Origin of the sequence: Corynebacterium sp. UMB2355A (assembly GCF_033877495.1) — a bacterium.
GTDB lineage: Bacteria > Actinomycetota > Actinomycetes > Mycobacteriales > Mycobacteriaceae > Corynebacterium > Corynebacterium pseudogenitalium.
In genome coordinates this window covers 2306985-2323711 of sequence record NZ_CP138855.1, presented here as the reverse complement: position 1 = coordinate 2323711, position 16727 = coordinate 2306985, and the positions used below count along the sequence as shown (strand labels likewise).

General features: G+C 58.4%; 17 protein-coding genes and 1 pseudogene. 7 read left to right on the top strand and 11 right to left on the bottom strand.

Annotated features, from left to right (window positions below; translation table 11 throughout):
* From R0V12_RS11080 to rho, 10 genes are all read right to left on the bottom strand, one after another.
* Nucleotides 1-834 carry a F0F1 ATP synthase subunit delta gene (locus R0V12_RS11080; RefSeq protein WP_070362614.1) on the bottom strand — a complete coding sequence of 278 codons (834 nt, stop codon included), beginning with the start codon at nucleotides 832-834 and terminating at the stop codon, nucleotides 1-3.
* 5 nt (nucleotides 835-839) lie between these two features.
* Nucleotides 840-1409 (bottom strand): F0F1 ATP synthase subunit B, encoded by a 570-nt coding sequence (locus R0V12_RS11075; RefSeq protein ID WP_070362615.1) that lies wholly within the window; start codon nucleotides 1407-1409, stop codon nucleotides 840-842.
* Nucleotides 1410-1456: 47 nt separating this feature from the next.
* Nucleotides 1457-1699, bottom strand: coding sequence for an ATP synthase F0 subunit C (locus R0V12_RS11070; protein WP_070362616.1), 243 nt, complete (start codon nucleotides 1697-1699; stop codon nucleotides 1457-1459).
* Between the two features lie 106 nt (nucleotides 1700-1805).
* On the bottom strand, nucleotides 1806-2600 hold the full coding sequence (gene atpB, locus R0V12_RS11065; RefSeq protein WP_070362617.1) for a F0F1 ATP synthase subunit A: 795 nt from the start codon (nucleotides 2598-2600) through the stop codon (nucleotides 1806-1808).
* Nucleotides 2601-3042: 442 nt separating this feature from the next.
* On the bottom strand, nucleotides 3043-3504 hold the full coding sequence (locus R0V12_RS11060) for a Cg1360 family ATP-synthase-associated protein (protein WP_284804939.1): 462 nt from the start codon (nucleotides 3502-3504) through the stop codon (nucleotides 3043-3045).
* 11 nt (nucleotides 3505-3515) lie between these two features.
* Nucleotides 3516-4658, bottom strand: a complete 1143-nt coding sequence (locus tag R0V12_RS11055; RefSeq protein ID WP_070362618.1) for an MraY family glycosyltransferase — start codon at nucleotides 4656-4658, stop codon at nucleotides 3516-3518.
* Nucleotides 4659-5318, bottom strand: coding sequence for an L-threonylcarbamoyladenylate synthase (locus R0V12_RS11050; RefSeq protein ID WP_070362619.1), 660 nt, complete (start codon nucleotides 5316-5318; stop codon nucleotides 4659-4661). It abuts the gene before it with no gap.
* 37 nt (nucleotides 5319-5355) lie between these two features.
* Complete coding sequence (gene prmC, locus R0V12_RS11045) at nucleotides 5356-6171, bottom strand: peptide chain release factor N(5)-glutamine methyltransferase (protein WP_413774882.1); 816 nt, start codon at nucleotides 6169-6171, stop codon at nucleotides 5356-5358.
* Between the two features lie 37 nt (nucleotides 6172-6208).
* A complete protein-coding gene (prfA, locus tag R0V12_RS11040; protein ID WP_070362621.1) occupies nucleotides 6209-7282 on the bottom strand; it encodes a peptide chain release factor 1 in 1074 nt (357 codons plus the stop codon).
* Nucleotides 7282-9120 (bottom strand): transcription termination factor Rho, encoded by a 1839-nt coding sequence (rho, locus tag R0V12_RS11035; protein WP_070362622.1) that lies wholly within the window; start codon nucleotides 9118-9120, stop codon nucleotides 7282-7284. The genes prfA and rho overlap by 1 nt, the downstream gene beginning before the upstream one ends.
* A 304-nt stretch (nucleotides 9121-9424) precedes the next feature.
* On the opposite strand from rho, the gene R0V12_RS11030 reads away from it, so the two are divergent.
* The 6 genes from R0V12_RS11030 to R0V12_RS11005 all read left to right on the top strand — a co-directional run bounded on the left by R0V12_RS11030 (nucleotide 9425) and on the right by R0V12_RS11005 (nucleotide 14675).
* Entirely contained in the window at nucleotides 9425-11167 is a 1743-nt protein-coding gene (locus tag R0V12_RS11030; protein WP_320072626.1) for a long-chain fatty-acid--CoA ligase, read from the top strand.
* 62 nt (nucleotides 11168-11229) lie between these two features.
* Nucleotides 11230-12348, top strand: a complete 1119-nt coding sequence (gene moaA / locus R0V12_RS11025; RefSeq protein ID WP_083433233.1) for a GTP 3',8-cyclase MoaA — start codon at nucleotides 11230-11232, stop codon at nucleotides 12346-12348.
* Nucleotides 12349-12354: 6 nt separating this feature from the next.
* A complete protein-coding gene (locus tag R0V12_RS11020) occupies nucleotides 12355-13587 on the top strand; it encodes a molybdopterin molybdotransferase MoeA (RefSeq protein ID WP_071573402.1) in 1233 nt (410 codons plus the stop codon).
* Between the two features lie 17 nt (nucleotides 13588-13604).
* Nucleotides 13605-14084 (top strand): cyclic pyranopterin monophosphate synthase MoaC, encoded by a 480-nt coding sequence (moaC, locus tag R0V12_RS11015; RefSeq protein WP_071573401.1) that lies wholly within the window; start codon nucleotides 13605-13607, stop codon nucleotides 14082-14084.
* Between the two features lie 10 nt (nucleotides 14085-14094).
* Nucleotides 14095-14511 carry a molybdenum cofactor guanylyltransferase gene (gene mobA, locus R0V12_RS11010; RefSeq protein ID WP_320072625.1) on the top strand — a complete coding sequence of 139 codons (417 nt, stop codon included), beginning with the start codon at nucleotides 14095-14097 and terminating at the stop codon, nucleotides 14509-14511.
* A complete protein-coding gene (locus R0V12_RS11005) occupies nucleotides 14490-14675 on the top strand; it encodes a hypothetical protein (RefSeq protein WP_320072624.1) in 186 nt (61 codons plus the stop codon). The genes mobA and R0V12_RS11005 overlap by 22 nt, the downstream gene beginning before the upstream one ends.
* A 7-nt stretch (nucleotides 14676-14682) precedes the next feature.
* On the opposite strand, the gene R0V12_RS11000 is transcribed toward R0V12_RS11005, so the two are convergent.
* Nucleotides 14683-15171, bottom strand: coding sequence for a molybdopterin-binding protein (locus R0V12_RS11000; RefSeq protein ID WP_071573397.1), 489 nt, complete (start codon nucleotides 15169-15171; stop codon nucleotides 14683-14685).
* A 216-nt stretch (nucleotides 15172-15387) separates the two neighbouring features.
* On the opposite strand from R0V12_RS11000, the pseudogene R0V12_RS10995 reads away from it, so the two are divergent.
* A pseudogene (locus R0V12_RS10995) lies at nucleotides 15388-16677 on the top strand (MFS transporter).
* Nucleotides 16678-16727: the final 50 nt, after the last annotated feature.

The window sequence follows — 16727 nt, the reverse complement described above, 5'->3', positions numbered from 1 at the left end:
CTAAAGGGTCGCGTTGGCGAGAAGGTCGGTGCGCATGCGGTTCAACTTACCGCGCGTCGACCCGTCAATTAGTTCATCGCCGACTCGGATGGTCAGTCCACCGAGGAGGCTGGGGTCAACCTCAGAATGGATCGCCATCTCACGACCGTAAATGTTCTCAAGTTTCTGTGCCAGTGCATCGCGCTGCGCATCAGAGAGCGCCTGTGCGGTGACCACACGTGCCACGGCCTTCCCACGCAACGCGGCAACGTCAGCTGCCAGAGCAGCGAGATCGTCTACCGGGTGGTGTTCTGGACGGCCAATGACCTGCAAAGCTAGCGCTTCAGTAACCGTGGTGACCTTGCCGTAAATGACATTCGCAAGCAGACCGCGCTTCTGTGCGGCTGTAGCGGTTCGGTCGGAGAGAAGCTGAGTAAGCTTCCGCTCCTTCTCAAGCAAGGTGGAGAGTTGGTACAGCTCGTTTTCGACCTGCTCCAACTGCCCTTGAGCCTCCGCGCCCTTCATCAGCGCGCGTCGACCTAGGTTGATCAGGCCTGCGCGGAACTCGCGCGGGTTTGACCACTCCTCGGAAGCTGCTGCAGCAAGGATCTGTGCCGTAGGCTCTGCCACCTTGGCACCGAAAACATCGTTGATGATCCCGCGACGCTGCGCGGCATCAAGCGAGTTATCAGCGACAGCGATGCGCAGTGCACGCTCGGCGTCCAGCTGATCCACGGTCAGGAACAATTCCGTACCGAGCTGCAATGCAACAGCAACGGTGTCCCCTGCCCCTTGAATCAGCTGATCAAGCTGCTCAGAAACTTTTGTTTGTGCTTCGCGACTAGCTGCCTTCATTTCGCCTACTTCCTCGTAGAAACGTTGTCGAGTTCGGCGAGGAAAGCATCAATCGTGTTCGAGCGGCGGGTATCATCCGAAAGCTCGGTACCCAGCAGACGCTCTGCCAGACTGATGGAGTTCTGACCCATCTCGTTGCGCAGTTCAGCGACGACCTGCTCGCGGGAAGCCAGAAGCTGCTTTTCGCCTGCTTCAACAATTCGACGAGACTCTTCCTCAGCGCGCTCACGAAGTTCTGCCTGAATCTCCTTGCCCTTTGCCCGGGCAGCTTCACGGATCTCAGCAGCTTCGGCACGTGCCTCAGCGAGTTCAGCGTTGTTCTTTTCTAGAGCAGCCTTAGCCTCGGCCTGGGCAACCTGAGCACGCTCAATGCCGCCCTTGATTCGGTCTTCGCGCTCCGCCAGTACTTCCTGGAACTTCGGAAGGACAAACTTCCAGAAGAGCAAGAACACGATGACGAAGACAACGGTCGACCAAACCACGTCGTACATGGCAGGCAGGAGAATGGACGGCTCCGTCTCAAGCGGAAGCTTCTCTCCCTCTGCCAACACGAAAATATCGTTGACGTTAGTCATTGGTTGCTCCTGATCTAAAAAGTGTACGTGGAATTCGTGAGTTCTTTTTAGAACAGGAAGCCTGCAACGAGGCCAATCAGGGCAAGTGCCTCAACGAAGGCGATACCCAGGAACATGGTGGTACGCAGCTGGCCGGCCATCTCTGGCTGACGTGCCATACCCTCAACGGTCTTACCGACCAGCATGCCGATGCCGATACCAGGGCCGATGGTAGCGAGGCCGTAGCCGATGGTGCCGAGACCGGTGTATTCGGTAGCGGCTGCTGCCTGAGCAAGAATGATGTCGTTCATGTGAAAGTCGTTCCCTTTCTTGGTGTTTGCTTGCAACGCTTCCTGCAAACAAACGAGTGACAATTTGTATGGGGTTTATTCAGTTTGACCAGTAGGTTGCGCTTTGTTAGTGCGCGTCTGCATGCAGCGACAGTTCGATGTACACCGCAGTCAACAGAGCGAAGATGTACGCCTGCAGGAAGATAATGATCAACTCATACAGGGTGAACAGCAACGCCGCGATCAGGGTCAGCCCTGACACACTCGTCCAGGCCGAGATCTGCCAGAAGAAGAAGTTCGTAGCAGAGTACAGCAGAACGAGAATGATGTGGCCAGCCAGGAAGTTCGCCATAAGACGAAGTGCCAGCGTGACCGGACGCAGAATGAACGTCGAGAAGAACTCGATCGGCACAACAAGGAAGTGCAGAGCGAACGGCAACCCAGGAATCACGGTCGAGTGCTTGAAGAAGGCAACGCCGTAGCGCTGCACGCCCGCGTAGATCATCGCAATGTAGGCAACAACAGCCAGCACAATCGGCATACCGATACGTGCGTTTGGCGAGATGTTGAGGCCAGGGATGATCGTGGCGACATTCATGAACAGGATCGTGAAGAAGATTGTCGCGATTACCGGCAAGAAACGCCGGCCCTCTTTCTTCCCCAGCGTGTCTTCGGCGATGTGGATGCGGACGAAATCCACGCCCAACTCACCGATATTCTGCAGACCCTTAGGAACCAGTTTTGGCTTCCTAAAAGCAATAACAAAGAGGACCACCAGTACTGCCGCCATGAACAGGCGAACCAGCATGATACGGTCCAGCGCGAACCAGCCATTGGCGAAATCTTCACCAATAAACTGGTCGAACGTGTGCCCCGGGAAAAATTCTGGACCCAATTGGGGTGCGTGGAATGTACCCTTCATGGCCAAAGTTGTAACGCTCAGCGTTCTCTCCCGTTCTCGGGCCGCACTTAACGTGCGGTGCGATGGACGTCTCCAACAAGCTGTCTCCGTGGCGGACTCCGTCGCACATCTTCTACCACGGGACAGGGGATGTATTTTCGTGCTTCTTCCAGCGAAAAATAAGGAAGCAGCAGACCTTAACTAACCCGCCCGATACTTTAACAGGTCACAGCGTATTTTCACGCTTTAGGGGGTCTTCCAAAGCTTCTTCTGAGCATTTTTCGGTTACACGCCATTAAAATATGGCTGGTACTGGCGTTTTCACCTAAAATGTTACTTCCCCCACACCCGTTCCCAAAAGGGGTAGACACCCACAAATTCGGTAGGAATTCCCCTACATTCCGACATAGAAAAGCGTTGCCACCCCAAGGCGAGGGGGTGGCAACGCAAATGTCTGTATGTCTTAAGGCTTCTGAATATATGCCGTTCGTACGCTCAGTACCCCCATAGCTTCGGCGCCTAACGCAACAACAAGTGCCGCGATTGTAGTTACACCGAATGCTGTCGAGTCGTAAAACGTTGCGTTCCGAAGCCCGAGCAAGATAAGCACGATGACGACCATCTTGATGAGCCAACCGCCGAGGACGACAGCCATCGTGGTTGTAGGGGTGGAATTAGACGTCGCAAGAACACTGATAGCGGTCAACAGCACAAAGCCACCACCAATACCGACCCCCATCAATACAGCCCAAAGACCTGGCGCGCCGCTCACGGCTCCCCATGCCATCAGCGAGATGATAAGCAGCGCCAGCAATGCCAACGTTCCAAAGCGCAGTGCACGCAGCAGCGGCCGCCGTTGGTCCTCATACTGCTCAGTGTCTGACACTTCCAGGTTCGGCGTCACAGGGTTCTTTGGAGTATCCACGATTGGACATCCTACACAGATACAGGGCCAATCTTGCCTTTCAGCCATGGAATGAGCGTCGCAACAAAGGCCACCACCAACGAAAGGACGGTAAAAGCTACAGCAAATCGGGTGGGGACGATTGAAAAGCTCACCGCACCGAGGGCTACTGCAGAAATCCACATATAGAGGACCAAAACAGTGCGTCTGTGTGTATGCCCGAGGCGAAGCAGTCGGTGGTGAATATGTCCGGCGTCTGCCTCCCACGGTCGCTGTCCACGAATCACCCGTCGAATAACCGCCCAAATCAGGTCAAGCAACGGCAAGGCAATTGCAGCAAGCACAACGATGATTGGGCTCACTAATGCCACCATGTCCGCAGCCCCATAGAGTGACATGTTGATCTTGCCCGACGCTGACGTCGACGCGGCTGCCAGCAGCAATCCAATAAGCATCGCGCCTGAGTCCCCCATGAAAATTCGGGCAGGCTCGAAATTATGCGGCAAGAACCCGGCACAAATTCCGACGAGAATCGAGCAAATGATCGCCGGCGGGTAGGCCGAAACAGCACCACCCTGGTCGTGGAGCACAGTGAGGGAGAAGAGAAGGATAGCTCCCCCGGCGATCATCCCCAGGCCAGCAGCGAGTCCGTCAATGCCATCAACAAAGTTCACAGCGTTGATAATCAACACAGTGAAGAACGCGGACAACAACATACCCTGCACTTGATCGAGGATTAGCGTGGTCCCCTCCCCAAACGGGACGTAAAAGACGGTAAAGACCAGTCCAAGAAAGCTCATGAGGCCAGCTACCAAGAGTTGTCCGCACAGCTTTACGACGGCCCCAAGCTCGTAGAGGTCGTCGATAATTCCAAGAATCACGATGCCGCTCGCACCAGCGAAGACTGCCGTCATCTCGGGCGTCACCGGTGCGAACCCACGTGTGAGCGCCGGGAGCTGCTGCGCAAGAAAAAGGGCGCACACGAGCCCTGTAAACATGGCAAGGCCACCGACAGAAGGCGTCGGCTGGGTATGCACATCGCGTTTGCGGATCTCTGCCACCCTGCCCGTCCGAACGAGCGCTGTGCGCACCACGCCTGTGAGCAGGTAGGTGATCGCTGCGGCAACAAGCAGAACCAAGCCCAATTCACGCAGCGGGACTCCGGCGCCGCCCATCTACTTCCTCCGCAACTGCTCTGGGTCAAGTTTTAGGACTTGAGCAATGCGTTCCGTGCTGATAGCTCCCTCTCGCAGGATGACTGGGCTAGGGCCAGAAATATCGATAATCGTTGACGGGGTGCCAACTTCGGCGGGCCCACCCTCGAGATACACGCCGACTGCCTCCCCGAACTGCTGGCGTGCAGCAGCCGCGTTGAGCGCTGGTGGATTGCCCGTCAGGTTCGCCGACGAGACCGCCATCGGGCCAGTTCGCTGCAGAAGTTCAAGCGCCAGGGGTTGATTCGGCATCCGCAACAACACGGTGCCACGAGTGTCGCCGAGATTCCAGGGAAGGCTCGGGGCTTCCGGAACGACGATTGAAAGCCCTCCCGGCCAAAACGCTTCAACGAGAGTTTTAGCGGTGTCCGTGAACTCCCGCACCAGCCCCTGGATAGTAGTCCAAGACCCTACCAACACTGGCACTGGCATATCGGGGCCCCGCCGCTTCGTTGCCAGCAGTGTCGCCACCGCCTGGTTATTAAATGCGTCGGCGCCGATGCCGTAGACGGTGTCAGTAGGAAGGACGATGCAACGCCCCTCTTTCACTGCGGCTTCTGCTGCCTGCAGTCCTTGTTCGCGTTCTTCTGGTTCGAGGCACTGGAAAACCCTACTCGCCATAATGCTCCTCGTCTCCTTTGTTCAGTACCGGACTAGCTTACTCGCTCCGCTTCCGGGCGCAGACAAAGCGTTGCTTTCCGGTGAGGTCCGCTAACCGCTCCACTCGTTCGAACGTGCCGGATGCTGTAACGGCGTCGACAGTCAGGTCAGAAGTTGCGTCATCATGTTCAACTGCAAATACTCCGCCCGGTTTCAGCAGCGCCGCAGCCACCGGCACCAGGCCACGTATCGCATCCATACCGTCGTCTCCGGAAAAGACTGCCTCCGGTGGGTCTACGTAGACCTCTGGGTCCAGACCGTCGGTATTGGGAACGTACGGCGGGTTGCTTACCACCATGTCTACGGTGCCATGCAGCGTAGACAACAAGTTGTGATCAGTCATGTCCCCTTCGACGATCCGGACGTTCAAGCCGAGTTCATCGCGATTTCGTTGGGCATGCTCGCGAGCAGCTTCGGACCGCTCCACCGCGATCACTTCGGCGCACGGTACCGCATTCGCGATGTAGAGCGCGAGCGCGCCCGAACCAGTGCCCAGATCCACGACAGTGGGCGCCTGCGAAGTGGCGGACTGCTGCAATGTCTTCACTGCCCAATCGGCTAGGACCTCGGTCTCCGGCCGCGGGATAAACACGCCCGGTCCGACACGCAGCGTCAAAGGCCCAAACGGCGCGGCTCCAACGATGTGCTGGAGTGGTTCGCGCGATGCCCGGCGTTGAACCGCTGCTTCAAACGCTGTTTCAAACTCCTGGTCAACGTCGAGGAACAGCACGTTCATCGGGGTGTCGTCGAGAAGCCAGGCAGCGATCAACCTCGCGTCGACTGCTGGCGTGGCAACGCCCGCGGCCGCAAGCATCTGCGCGCCACGGGCGATGACCTGTTGAGCGGGTTGTTTACTCGGCTTCAAGTCGTTCCTGCCGCTCGTGTGTCTGCAACGCCGTAATCAGATCGTCCATGTTGCCATCGAGCACCGTGTCAAGGTTGTTCGCCTTGTAGTTGATGCGGTGATCCGAGATACGATTCTCGGGCCAGTTATAGGTCCGAATGCGCTCGGAGCGGTCCATAGTCCGCACCTGGGAAGCGCGTCCCTCGGCGGCTTCGGCCTCGGCCTTCTCGCGCTCGAGCTGGTCAAGGCGAGCTTGCAACACCTGCATTGCGCGGGCGCGGTTCTGAATCTGCGAGCGCTCGTTCTGACAGGTCACCACGATATTCGTCGGCAGGTGGGTAATACGCACGGCGGAGTCAGTGGTGTTCACACCCTGGCCGCCCTTGCCGGAGGATCGGTAGACATCAACGCGAATGTCTTTCTCATCAATATTTACCGACGCCACTTCGTCCGGCTCCGGGAACACATATACACCCGCGGCCGACGTCTGAATGCGGCCCTGCGACTCGGTGACTGGCACGCGCTGCACACGGTGTACGCCACCCTCAAATTTCAGCTTGGACCATGCGCCGTCACGTGACGGCGTCTTCGCCTTCACCGCGACGGTCATATCCTTTACGCCGCCAAGGTCCGACTCAGACAAGTCGAGTACTTCCCAGGTCAAGCCGTGCTTCTCGCAATACTTTTGGTACATGCGGGCGAGGTCACCAGCAAAGAGGGCCGCCTCTTCACCGCCAGCACCGGCCTTGAGCTCCATGATGATGTCATCACCATCGTGCTCGTCGCGAGGTGCGAGCAGGTCCGCGAGTTCCTCCTCAAGCGCGACGATCTCTTTCGCAAGGCGTTCAGCTTCTTCGGCGAACTCTTTGTCTTCGTACGCCATCTCAGCCGCAGCTTCGTGATCTTCCCTCGCCTGGTTCAGCGCGTCGTTGACCTTGATGATCGGCTGCAGTTCGGCGTAGCGCTTTGAAAGCTTCCGGAATTTATCCTGGTCGCCCGCAATATCTGGGTCGCCCATCTGGGCCTGAATGCCCTCGTATTCGGCGACGTAGTCGTCGACAAGCGAAACTTCGCCAGCCATTAGATGTACTCCTCTGCGTCTTGATCAGCCACCATTGGTGCCGAGTTGGCGACGCCCATCAGGAACTCGCCGTTGCTCTTCGTCTTCTTCAACTGCTTGATCAGCATGTCGATGGACTGCTGCGGGTCAAGTGCCGACAGGATTCGACGCAACTTGTGCATCACGCGCGCTTCATCCGGCCCCATGAGCAGGTCATCCTTGCGGGTACCGGACGGGTTGACGTCGACAGCTGGGAAGACCCGGCGTTCCGCGATCTTACGATCAAGCTTCAGCTCGGCGTTACCGGTGCCCTTGAACTCCTCAAAGATGACGGTGTCACCAGCGGAGCCCGTCTCCACCATCGCCGTAGCGATGATCGTAAGCGAGCCACCCTCCTCGATGTTGCGCGCAGCACCCAGGAAGCGCTTCGGCGGGTACAGCGCGTTGGAATCAACACCACCGGACAGGATACGGCCCGATGCCGGCGACGAATTGTTGTACGCGCGACCCAGGCGCGTGATCGAGTCGAGGAGGACTACAACGTCTTGACCCATCTCAACGAGGCGCTTGGCGCGTTCAATCGCGAGCTCCGCGACAGCGGTGTGCTCTGACGGCGGGCGGTCGAAGGTGGAGGCGATAACCTCACCCTTCACACTGCGTTGCATGTCCGTGACTTCCTCAGGACGCTCGTCAACGAGGACGACCATCAGGTAGCACTCTGGGTTGTTCTTCGCGATTGCGTTCGCGATGTTCTGCAGAATTGTCGTCTTACCAGCCTTTGGAGGGGAGACGATCAGTGCACGCTGACCCTTACCAATCGGCATGACCAGGTCGATCACTCGCGTGGTCAGGATGTTTGGCTCTGTCTCCAGGCGCAGACGCTTATTCGGATACAGCGGGGTCAGCTTGTGGAATTGCTTGCGCTGCTTAGCGTCCTCTGGCGTCATGCCGTTCACGGAATCGACACGGACCAACTGGTTGTAGCGCTGGCGGTTGCGGCCAGAGCCATGCTGGTGACCCTGCCCGTTCGCGCGCACCTGACCGATGACCGCATCGCCGGAGCGCAACCCATTCGCCCGAACGAGGCGGTTGTTCACGTACACATCTGCGCTGCTCTGACGGTAACCAGTGGTGCGGATAAATGCAGCATTGTTGTCAATGACGTCGACGATGCCGGCTACTTCCTGCAGCTCTTCTGGTGGAATGTTCTGGTTATCCTGCTGGTCACGGTTGTTGTCACGGCCGCGGCGTCCACGACGGCCGCGGCGTCCACGACGGCCTCCCCCGTCTTCGTCATGGTCGCGGTTGTTACGACCGCCGCGGTCATTGCGTTGGTTGCGGCCGCGGCCACCGTTGCCATCGTTGTTGTTTTCAGACTTCTCGTCGGCCGAGCCGTTATCGTGCTTTTCGGGCTTATCGTTCTTCTCGTCGTTCGAGTGCTTCTGTTCTGCGTCGGCATCGTGGGACTCATGATTGTGTCGCGCACGATTCCGGCGAGCACGGCGTGCCGCAGATCGGGACTCATAGCGCCCCTCGTGCTGCCCGGACTGCTGCTCTTTGCCCTTTTCCTCTTTGCCCGTCTTGTCGCCTTGTTCCTCACTATTTTCAGCGGGATCTGCGGCCTTGCGGGTAGCGCGGCGACGATTGTCGCTGTGAGTTTCCTCTTCTACTGCCTTCGCAGGTTCTACTGCCTTCGCAGGAGCCTTTCCAGGCACGGTGCCAGTAGTAATTGCTTGGATAAGCTCGCCCTTCCGCAGGCCGGAGACACCTTTGAGGCCTTTTTCTGCAGCAAGTTTGCGCAGTTCAGGAATCTTCAGCGCTTGAAGGTCGGTTCCTGCTGCGTTTCCCGTATCTGTCACGGATGTCCTTTCGTCACTTCGCCAGCAAAGAGAGTGAACACTGATTCGAAGCTTTCGTGTGCATTGTGTCGTTTCGTTCACTGTGCGCTGCAAATTCGTTAGCAGTAACTGAATTGCCTGCGCGCTCCCCCATGGTCAGTGAAAACCATGTAATAAAACTACGCCACTGCACGTAGATTGCAAAAAGGGGAAGCGGATCGATGAGGTTGACTGCGCAGCAAAGTTCGTGCGATGCGCGTGATCCGTCTCGTATTGTATCGCATGATTGAATTGCGCGTGCTTAATTCGCGCTAAAGTGGTGCCCATGCTTTCAACGATGCAGGAAGTGCCGTTTTCCGTCGGTCGCATTTTGGAGTATGGGCGCACCGCTCACGCCTCGACGAAGTGTACGACGTGGGGGCCCACGGGCGCCGAAGAGTGCACGTTTGCGGACATTGGCGCGCGGGCCAGCGCTTTTGCCAACGCTGCGGAAAACCTGCTGGGCATTGACGGGGACCAGCGCGTGGCTACGTTCATGTTTAACTGCTCCGAGCATATTGAGGTGATGTTTGGTACCGCCGCGAAAGGCGCCGTCTTCACCCCACTGAATATTCAGTTGATGCCGGACCAGATTGCCTATGTGGTGAACCATTCAGAGGCGAAGGTCATTGTGGCTGATCCGCGGCTGGCTGAAAAGCTTGGCCGAGTGATGGAGATGTGCCCGCTGGTTGAGCACATTGTTTTTATTGGCGTTCTGCTCAGCGACGACGTGCTTGGGTTGTCGTTCGGAGCTGCCAAGGTGCATAGCTACGAGCAGCTTCTCGACGGCCAAGCAACACGGTACTCGTGGCCGGAACTGCCAGAAAACACTGCAGCCGCACTGGTGTATTCGACAGCCACGACTGGCGCGCCAAAAGGCGTGGCGTATTCGCACCGTTCCCTTTGGCTCGAGGCGATGACGCTTCGCTCAACGGATTCACTAGCGATTACGCACGGCGAGTCTTTCCTGTGCTGCATCCCCATCTATCACGTGTTGAGCTGGGGCGTACCGTTTGCAGCGTACGTCACCGGCGCACCGATGGTGCTACCAGGTGCCGACGTTTCCGCACCGACGCTGGCAACGATTATTGCCTCGACGCACCCACGCGTAGCGCACGGCGTACCGACGCTGTGGATCCAGCTAATGGTGCACTATCTGCATACGCCGCCTGAGCGCATGAGTTTGCAGGAGATCTTCGTCGGAGGCTCTCCTGCCCCGCCTGCACTGATCAAGGTGTGGGAGGAACGCTACGGTGTCGACGTCGTCCACGTGTGGGGCATGACGGAAACGTCTACTGTCGGCACGGTGGCACGCCCGCCATCAGGCGCTTCAGGCGAAGCTCGCCAGGCGTATCGTGTGTCCCAGGGACGGTTTGTGCCATGGCTGGAATACCGCGTGGTCAACGATGGAGAGGTGATGGCATCAACTGACCTTTCACAAGGCGAGATGCAGGTGCGAGGAAATTTGGTTGCCAACGGCTACTACCACTCGCCAACCCAAGAACAGGGCGAGTTGGCCTCGACGTTCCGCGGCAAAGAGATTAATGACGCCCGCCACCACTTCACTGAAGACGGCTGGCTACGCACTGGTGATGTCGGAACAGTCACCGCCGATGGCTACATGACGTTGTACGACCGTGCACGCGACGTTATCCGATCTGGCGGCGAATGGATCTATTCCGCACAGGTGGAAAACCTCATCATGGAAGCCGAAGATGTCATCGAGTGCGCTGTGATTGGCTTCCCCGACCGCCAGTGGGGCGAGCGTCCACTGGCTATTACCGTGCTTTTGGACGATATCCCGCGCACCGCGGAAACAGCGGAGCGGCTGCGAAAGAATCTCGCCGATGTGTTACCAACATGGATGGCGCCTGAGTATTGGACGTTCGTCGATGTGATCGACAAGACATCGGTGGGCAAGTTTGACAAGAAGGACCTAAGGAAACACCTCGCCAAGGGCGACTATGAGATTATCGCGCTGCCGGGCCCCGGTAACCGCGGAAGGAAGACACAAACACCCGAGCAATAAATACGGGTTTTTCACTGCTAATTCTTGACCTGGCGTAATTCGTACTTATTATTGACAGCACTATGCCCATTCACCTTCCTCTTGCATCGCCGTTAGCGTCCCGCGCAGCTTCCGACGGTCCGCTCGCACCAAACGCCAGCTTGGACCCAGGTGAGCAGCCCGCCCCGCGCACGCTCGACGATCGTTTTGGGCGTACGGCACGAGACCTCCGGGTCAGCCTTACCGACCGCTGCAACCTGCGTTGCACGTACTGCATGCCTGCAGAGGGCCTTGAATGGATGCCAACTGAAGAGGCACTCACCGACGAGGAGACTATCCGGCTGATCCGCCTGGCTGTGGAGCACCTCGGCATCCGCCAGGTGCGTTTCACAGGGGGCGAGCCACTGCTGCGGCGCTCGTTGGAACGCATCATCAGTGAGACGAAGACCATGCGCACCGACGAGGGCGTCGCACCCTCAACTGCGGTCACCACGAATGCCCTGGGCCTTGCGCGCCGGGCGCAGGGGCTTGCCGACGCCGGCCTCGACAGAGTGAATGTTTCGCTCGATACCACGGATCGGGAGCTTTACGCACAGCTCACCCGCAGAGACCGCATCGACGACGTGTTTGCGGGCATCGACGCCGCAGTGGAAGCAGGCCTTCAGCCGGTGAAGGTCAACGCGGTAGTGATGCCGGGCATCAACGAAGACGGTGTCACAGACCTCGTACGCTTTGCGCTGGAACGCGGGCTGCAGCTGCGTTTTATCGAACAAATGCCGCTGGGCCCACGCGAGCAGTGGAAGCGCACCGACATGGTGACGGCGCATGACTTGGTTGAGCGTCTCCGCCACGATTTCACGCTTGCACCTGCCGTCGAGCCACGGGGTTCTGCACCCGCTGCCCTATGGGATGTCACAGACGGTACTCGCAGCGGCAAGCTTGGGATTATCGCGTCTGTGACACACCCTTTCTGTGGCGCCTGCGACCGAACCCGCCTCACGACTGACGGCTCCATCCGGTCCTGCCTGTTCTCGAAAGCGGCCGACGAGGTCTCGCTCCGCGACGTCATGCGTGGGGGCGCCTCCGACGCGGAGCTCGCGGACCTCTGGTCGAAAGCCATGTGGCTGAAGAAGCCAGGTCACGGCATTGATGACGAGGGCTTCCTGCAGCCGGAGCGCCTCATGAGCGAAATCGGTGGTTAAGAACTAATGAACACTCTTCCTTCTGTCAACGAACATTTGGCCCGTGTCCTGGCTGCGGCGCGGCCCCGCGTTAAGCGCGATGTCCCATTAGGTGACTGCGTAGGCCAGGTACTCGCAGCCGACGTCGTGGCACGGTTCCCAGTGCCACCTTTTTCAAACTCGGCGGTCGACGGCTTCGTAGCCCACGAGTCGGATCTATTCGGTGACGGGCCGTGGGTACTGCCTGTAGCTGGTGAGATCCCGGCCGGACATGACGCAATCGATTGCCCAGCTGGCCATGCAGTCCGAATCATGACTGGCGCACCGATGCCGCAACAGGACAGTCTTCATGTCGTCCCAGTCGAGCAGACGAATATCCCCCGAGGCCCTTATCCTCTCCCTAACGAGGTCCAGATCACTTCTGTTGACCTTGGCCGTTCCCACATCCGACACGCTGGTGAGAATGTCGGCGTCGGTGAAGTCGTTGCGCGAGAGGGAACACGGATTGATGCTGGCACACTCGCCGCACTTGTCGCCACTGGTGTCCGCACTGTGGACGTTTTCGAACGCCCGACCGCCGCAGTCGTCTCTACTGGCGACGAGCTCGTTGCCTGGCCCGGCGACATTCGCGGCGCGCAAATTCCCGATTCAAACCTGCCAATGGTGGCGACGCTTCTGCGCGAAAGCGGCTACGCCAAGGTATTCACGATGCACGCTGATGACGATACGCAATCGACCGAGGTCTTACTCCAGCAGGCCGCGCAGCAGGCAGACATCGTGGTCACTACCGGCGGAGTCAGCGCTGGAGCGTACGACGTAGTCCGCACTATCACAGCCTCCTCACCAGATATGTGGTTCGGCCATGTCGCCCAGCGCCCGGGAAGTCCTCAGGGCGTTGGACGTTGGTCTGACGCTGCATTTATTTGCCTGCCCGGAAATCCAGTTGCGGCGTTCGTCTCGTGCGCGCTGTACGCGATCCCGTTACTGCGTGCGAGTGCAGGAAACCACACGCGTTGCAGCATGGACGAGCGAACAATGGTGGAAGCGGACGTCGATACGCACTTCCCCGCCCCGCGTGCTGATCGTCATGTATTCGTACCTGTGCGCCTGCACACCGAACACGGTGCTGTCCGCGCTGAAGCCTTTGCCGGCGGACATGGCGGCTCCGGATTCGTTGCTTCCCTACCTGCAGTGGACGGAATCGCGGTCCTTGCCCCTGGAACCGACGCCCCCACTCGCATCCCAGTGATGCTGTTTTAAAGAAAGAAAGACTCAACATGAAATTTACCCATCTCAATGCTGCTGGCCAGGCCTACATGGTTGACGTTACGGAGAAGCAGCCAACCGTTCGGAATGCAACCGCGCAAGGTGAAGTCGCTTGCTCGCCTGAGGTGATGAAGGCACTGCGTGAAGGCACCGTGCCGAAAGGCGACGTGTTAGCCGTTGCACGCGTCGCAGGCATTTCGGCTGCGAAGCGCGTGCCGGACTTGCTGCCACTCGCCCACACGATTGGCGTACACGGTTGCGCGGTAGACGTGGAGTTGCGCGAAGACCACGTTTTCATCGAGGCCACCGTTCGCACGGCGGACCGCACCGGTGTCGAGATGGAGGCGCTGACCGCTGTCAGCGTTGCGGCACTTGCCATCGTGGACATGGTCAAGGGTGTCGACCGTTCGGCTTATGTGCACCGGATGGGGATCGTGGCAAAGTCTGGTGGCCGCTCTGGCGACTGGTCGCGCGAGCTTCCCGAGACATAGCGTGCGAGGCGTGCGAAGCGTGCAACACAAGTGGGAGGATGTTGGCGTCATTGTGCTCGCTGGGGGACGCTCGACACGAATGGGCGCCGATAAAGCCCAGGTGAAAGTGAATGGCACCCGCCTCGTTGATGCGGTGTGCGCCCGCATTCCTGATGATGTGCCGCGCATCGTCGTCAGTCCGAAACCGCTGGGAATGCCTACGGTGAGTGAGGATCCGCCGTTCGGGGGTCCCGTCGCAGGGATTGCTGCAGGGCTCTCGCGTATCGACGCCCCCTTCGTCGCTATCGTCTCCGTCGACGCACCACGATCCCCTGAACTGATCCCGGTACTCTCTCAGCCGCTCGCGACGGTGCGGACGTTGCGGTCGTTGAAGCTGCGGATGGGTATCTGCAACCGTTATGTGCGGTGTGGAACCGGGCCTCCTTAGTAGCTGCACTCGACGCTGCGGGCTCACGCGACATTCCCGCGAAGCGCCTCTTCGACGCGGTTGAGCACGTAGTACGAGTCCAGGGCACTGGCGCTGAGCGCGACTACGATACGCGGTTGGAACTCGACGAGCTTGGGGACGTCGAGTTTCCCGCTACCGAGTAGCGTCTGGTTAGCGAACCCACTCTGTCAGACTCGGCCACAGCGCAAGGATGACACCGAGGGTGTCTCGCACGCCACCGTGCGAACTCGGGGCGTTGACGATGAGGCTTGCACCAGGCTCCCGGGAAGTGAGACCAATGAGGCCTCGGCAAAGTCCGGCGCGCGGTGAATGCTCCAGCCCGTCGATCAGTACTTGGGTTTCGATGCCGTGGAGCCGTGTGGAGATGAACTCTTCGCTTACTTCCGGGGTGAGGTTTCGGGGCCCCAGTCCGGTACCACCACAGGTGAGGATGAGCGAGTTCCCGCCTTCCACCGCTTGTGCCATTGCATTGCGGAGCGCTTCGTCGCCTTCTGGAATAATCACGGGTTGTGCGACCTGAAATCCAGCTTCAGTGAGCAACCGACTAGCTTCGGGGGACGCTTTGTCTTTTCGCTCACCCCCAAAAACCCGGTCAGAAACGACGATAACTACCGCTGTAGGGGCCGTAGTTGATTCCATGAAGTGTTCCTTCCCTGCACAAACACCAGCATCTGTACAAATCACCGAATTACGACACACACATGTTGCGTAATTATACACGGCTTTTGTCGTGGATAAGTTGATAGTATCAGTTCAATGCCACTATCTTTAAACGTAGTTGCGGGTTTTTCGAATACTTTTATTTACCCGGAGCACATAGACCTTTATCGCATTTTTTGAAGAGGATTTCACCCCATGTCCAAGCTCGACACCTCCCAACGGGTACTCACCGGTTGAGACACTGAAGATCCAGAAAAGTGGGACGCCGGAATCGCATGGCGCACACTTTGGATCACCACAATTTCGATGTTCTTCGGGTTCGTCACCTGGTACATCGTTGCGGCGGTCGCGCCGCGCCTCAATGAGATCGGGTTCGACCTCACTGCTGCACAGCTTTACTGGCTTACTGCAGTCCCAGGACTGGCGGCTGGTATCTTCCGCCTGATTTGGATGTTCTTGCCACCAGTTCTTGGTACCCGAAAGCTCATTACGCTTTCGACAGCACTCTTCCTCATCCCACTGGTCGGCTGGTATTTTGCGGTCCAGAGTCCTGAGACTTCATTCGCGACGCTCATGATCCTGTCCTTTATGACAGGTATCGGCAGCGGTATCTTCTCAGGCTTTATGCCGTCGACGGGGTACTTCTTCCCGAAGGCAAAGTCCGGTACGGCGCTCGGCCTCCAGGCAGGCCTGGGCAACCTCGGCATGTCGTTCGTGCTGTTGCTGGCACCTTGGCTCATCGGCACCACGATGATCGGCACGATCGAGGCTTCGGATGGTTCAGGTACCGCGATCAACGTGCATAACGTTCCGGCCTTCTTCGTCCCTTGGGTCATCATCATGGTCATCGTGTCCTGGCTGATGCTGAAGGACGTTCCGGTGAAGGCAAACTTCCGCCAGCAGATCGATATTTTCGGAAACAAGAACACTTGGATCCTCACCATCATTTACGTGATGACGTTCGGCGCCATCGCCGGATTCGGCGCTCAGCTCGCACTGTTGATGAAGAACTCCTTCGGCGACAACGCGACGAAGCTGCTCGGTTGGGCATTCATGTACGCCCTGCTCGGGGCCCTGGTTCGCGCTCTGTGGGGCCCACTGTGCGACAAGTACGGCGGTGCAATCTGGACGTTCGTTGCTGGTGTTGGCATGACGGTCACCACTGCAATTGCCGCAATTTTCCTTGCCCGTGGTGGTGACGCCGCGGCACCGTTCTTCTACACCATGCTGGCCATGTCTGTCTTCGCTGGCATCGGCAACGCTGGCACTTTCAAGCAGATGCCAATGATTCTGCCGAAGCGCCAGGCAGGCGGTGTTATCGGGTTTACCGGCGCGATCGGAGCATTCGGGCCGTTCATCGTTGGTGTGCTGCTCACGCTGATGAGTGCGCCCACGTTCTTCTGGGGCTGCGTAGTTTTCTTCACCTTCGCTACGGCACTCGCATGGATCTACTACGCCCGCCCGAACGCACCGTTCCCTGGCTAACAGCCATTTCATTCACGACCCCGTTTTCTCACTTTCATTCAAGGAGATTG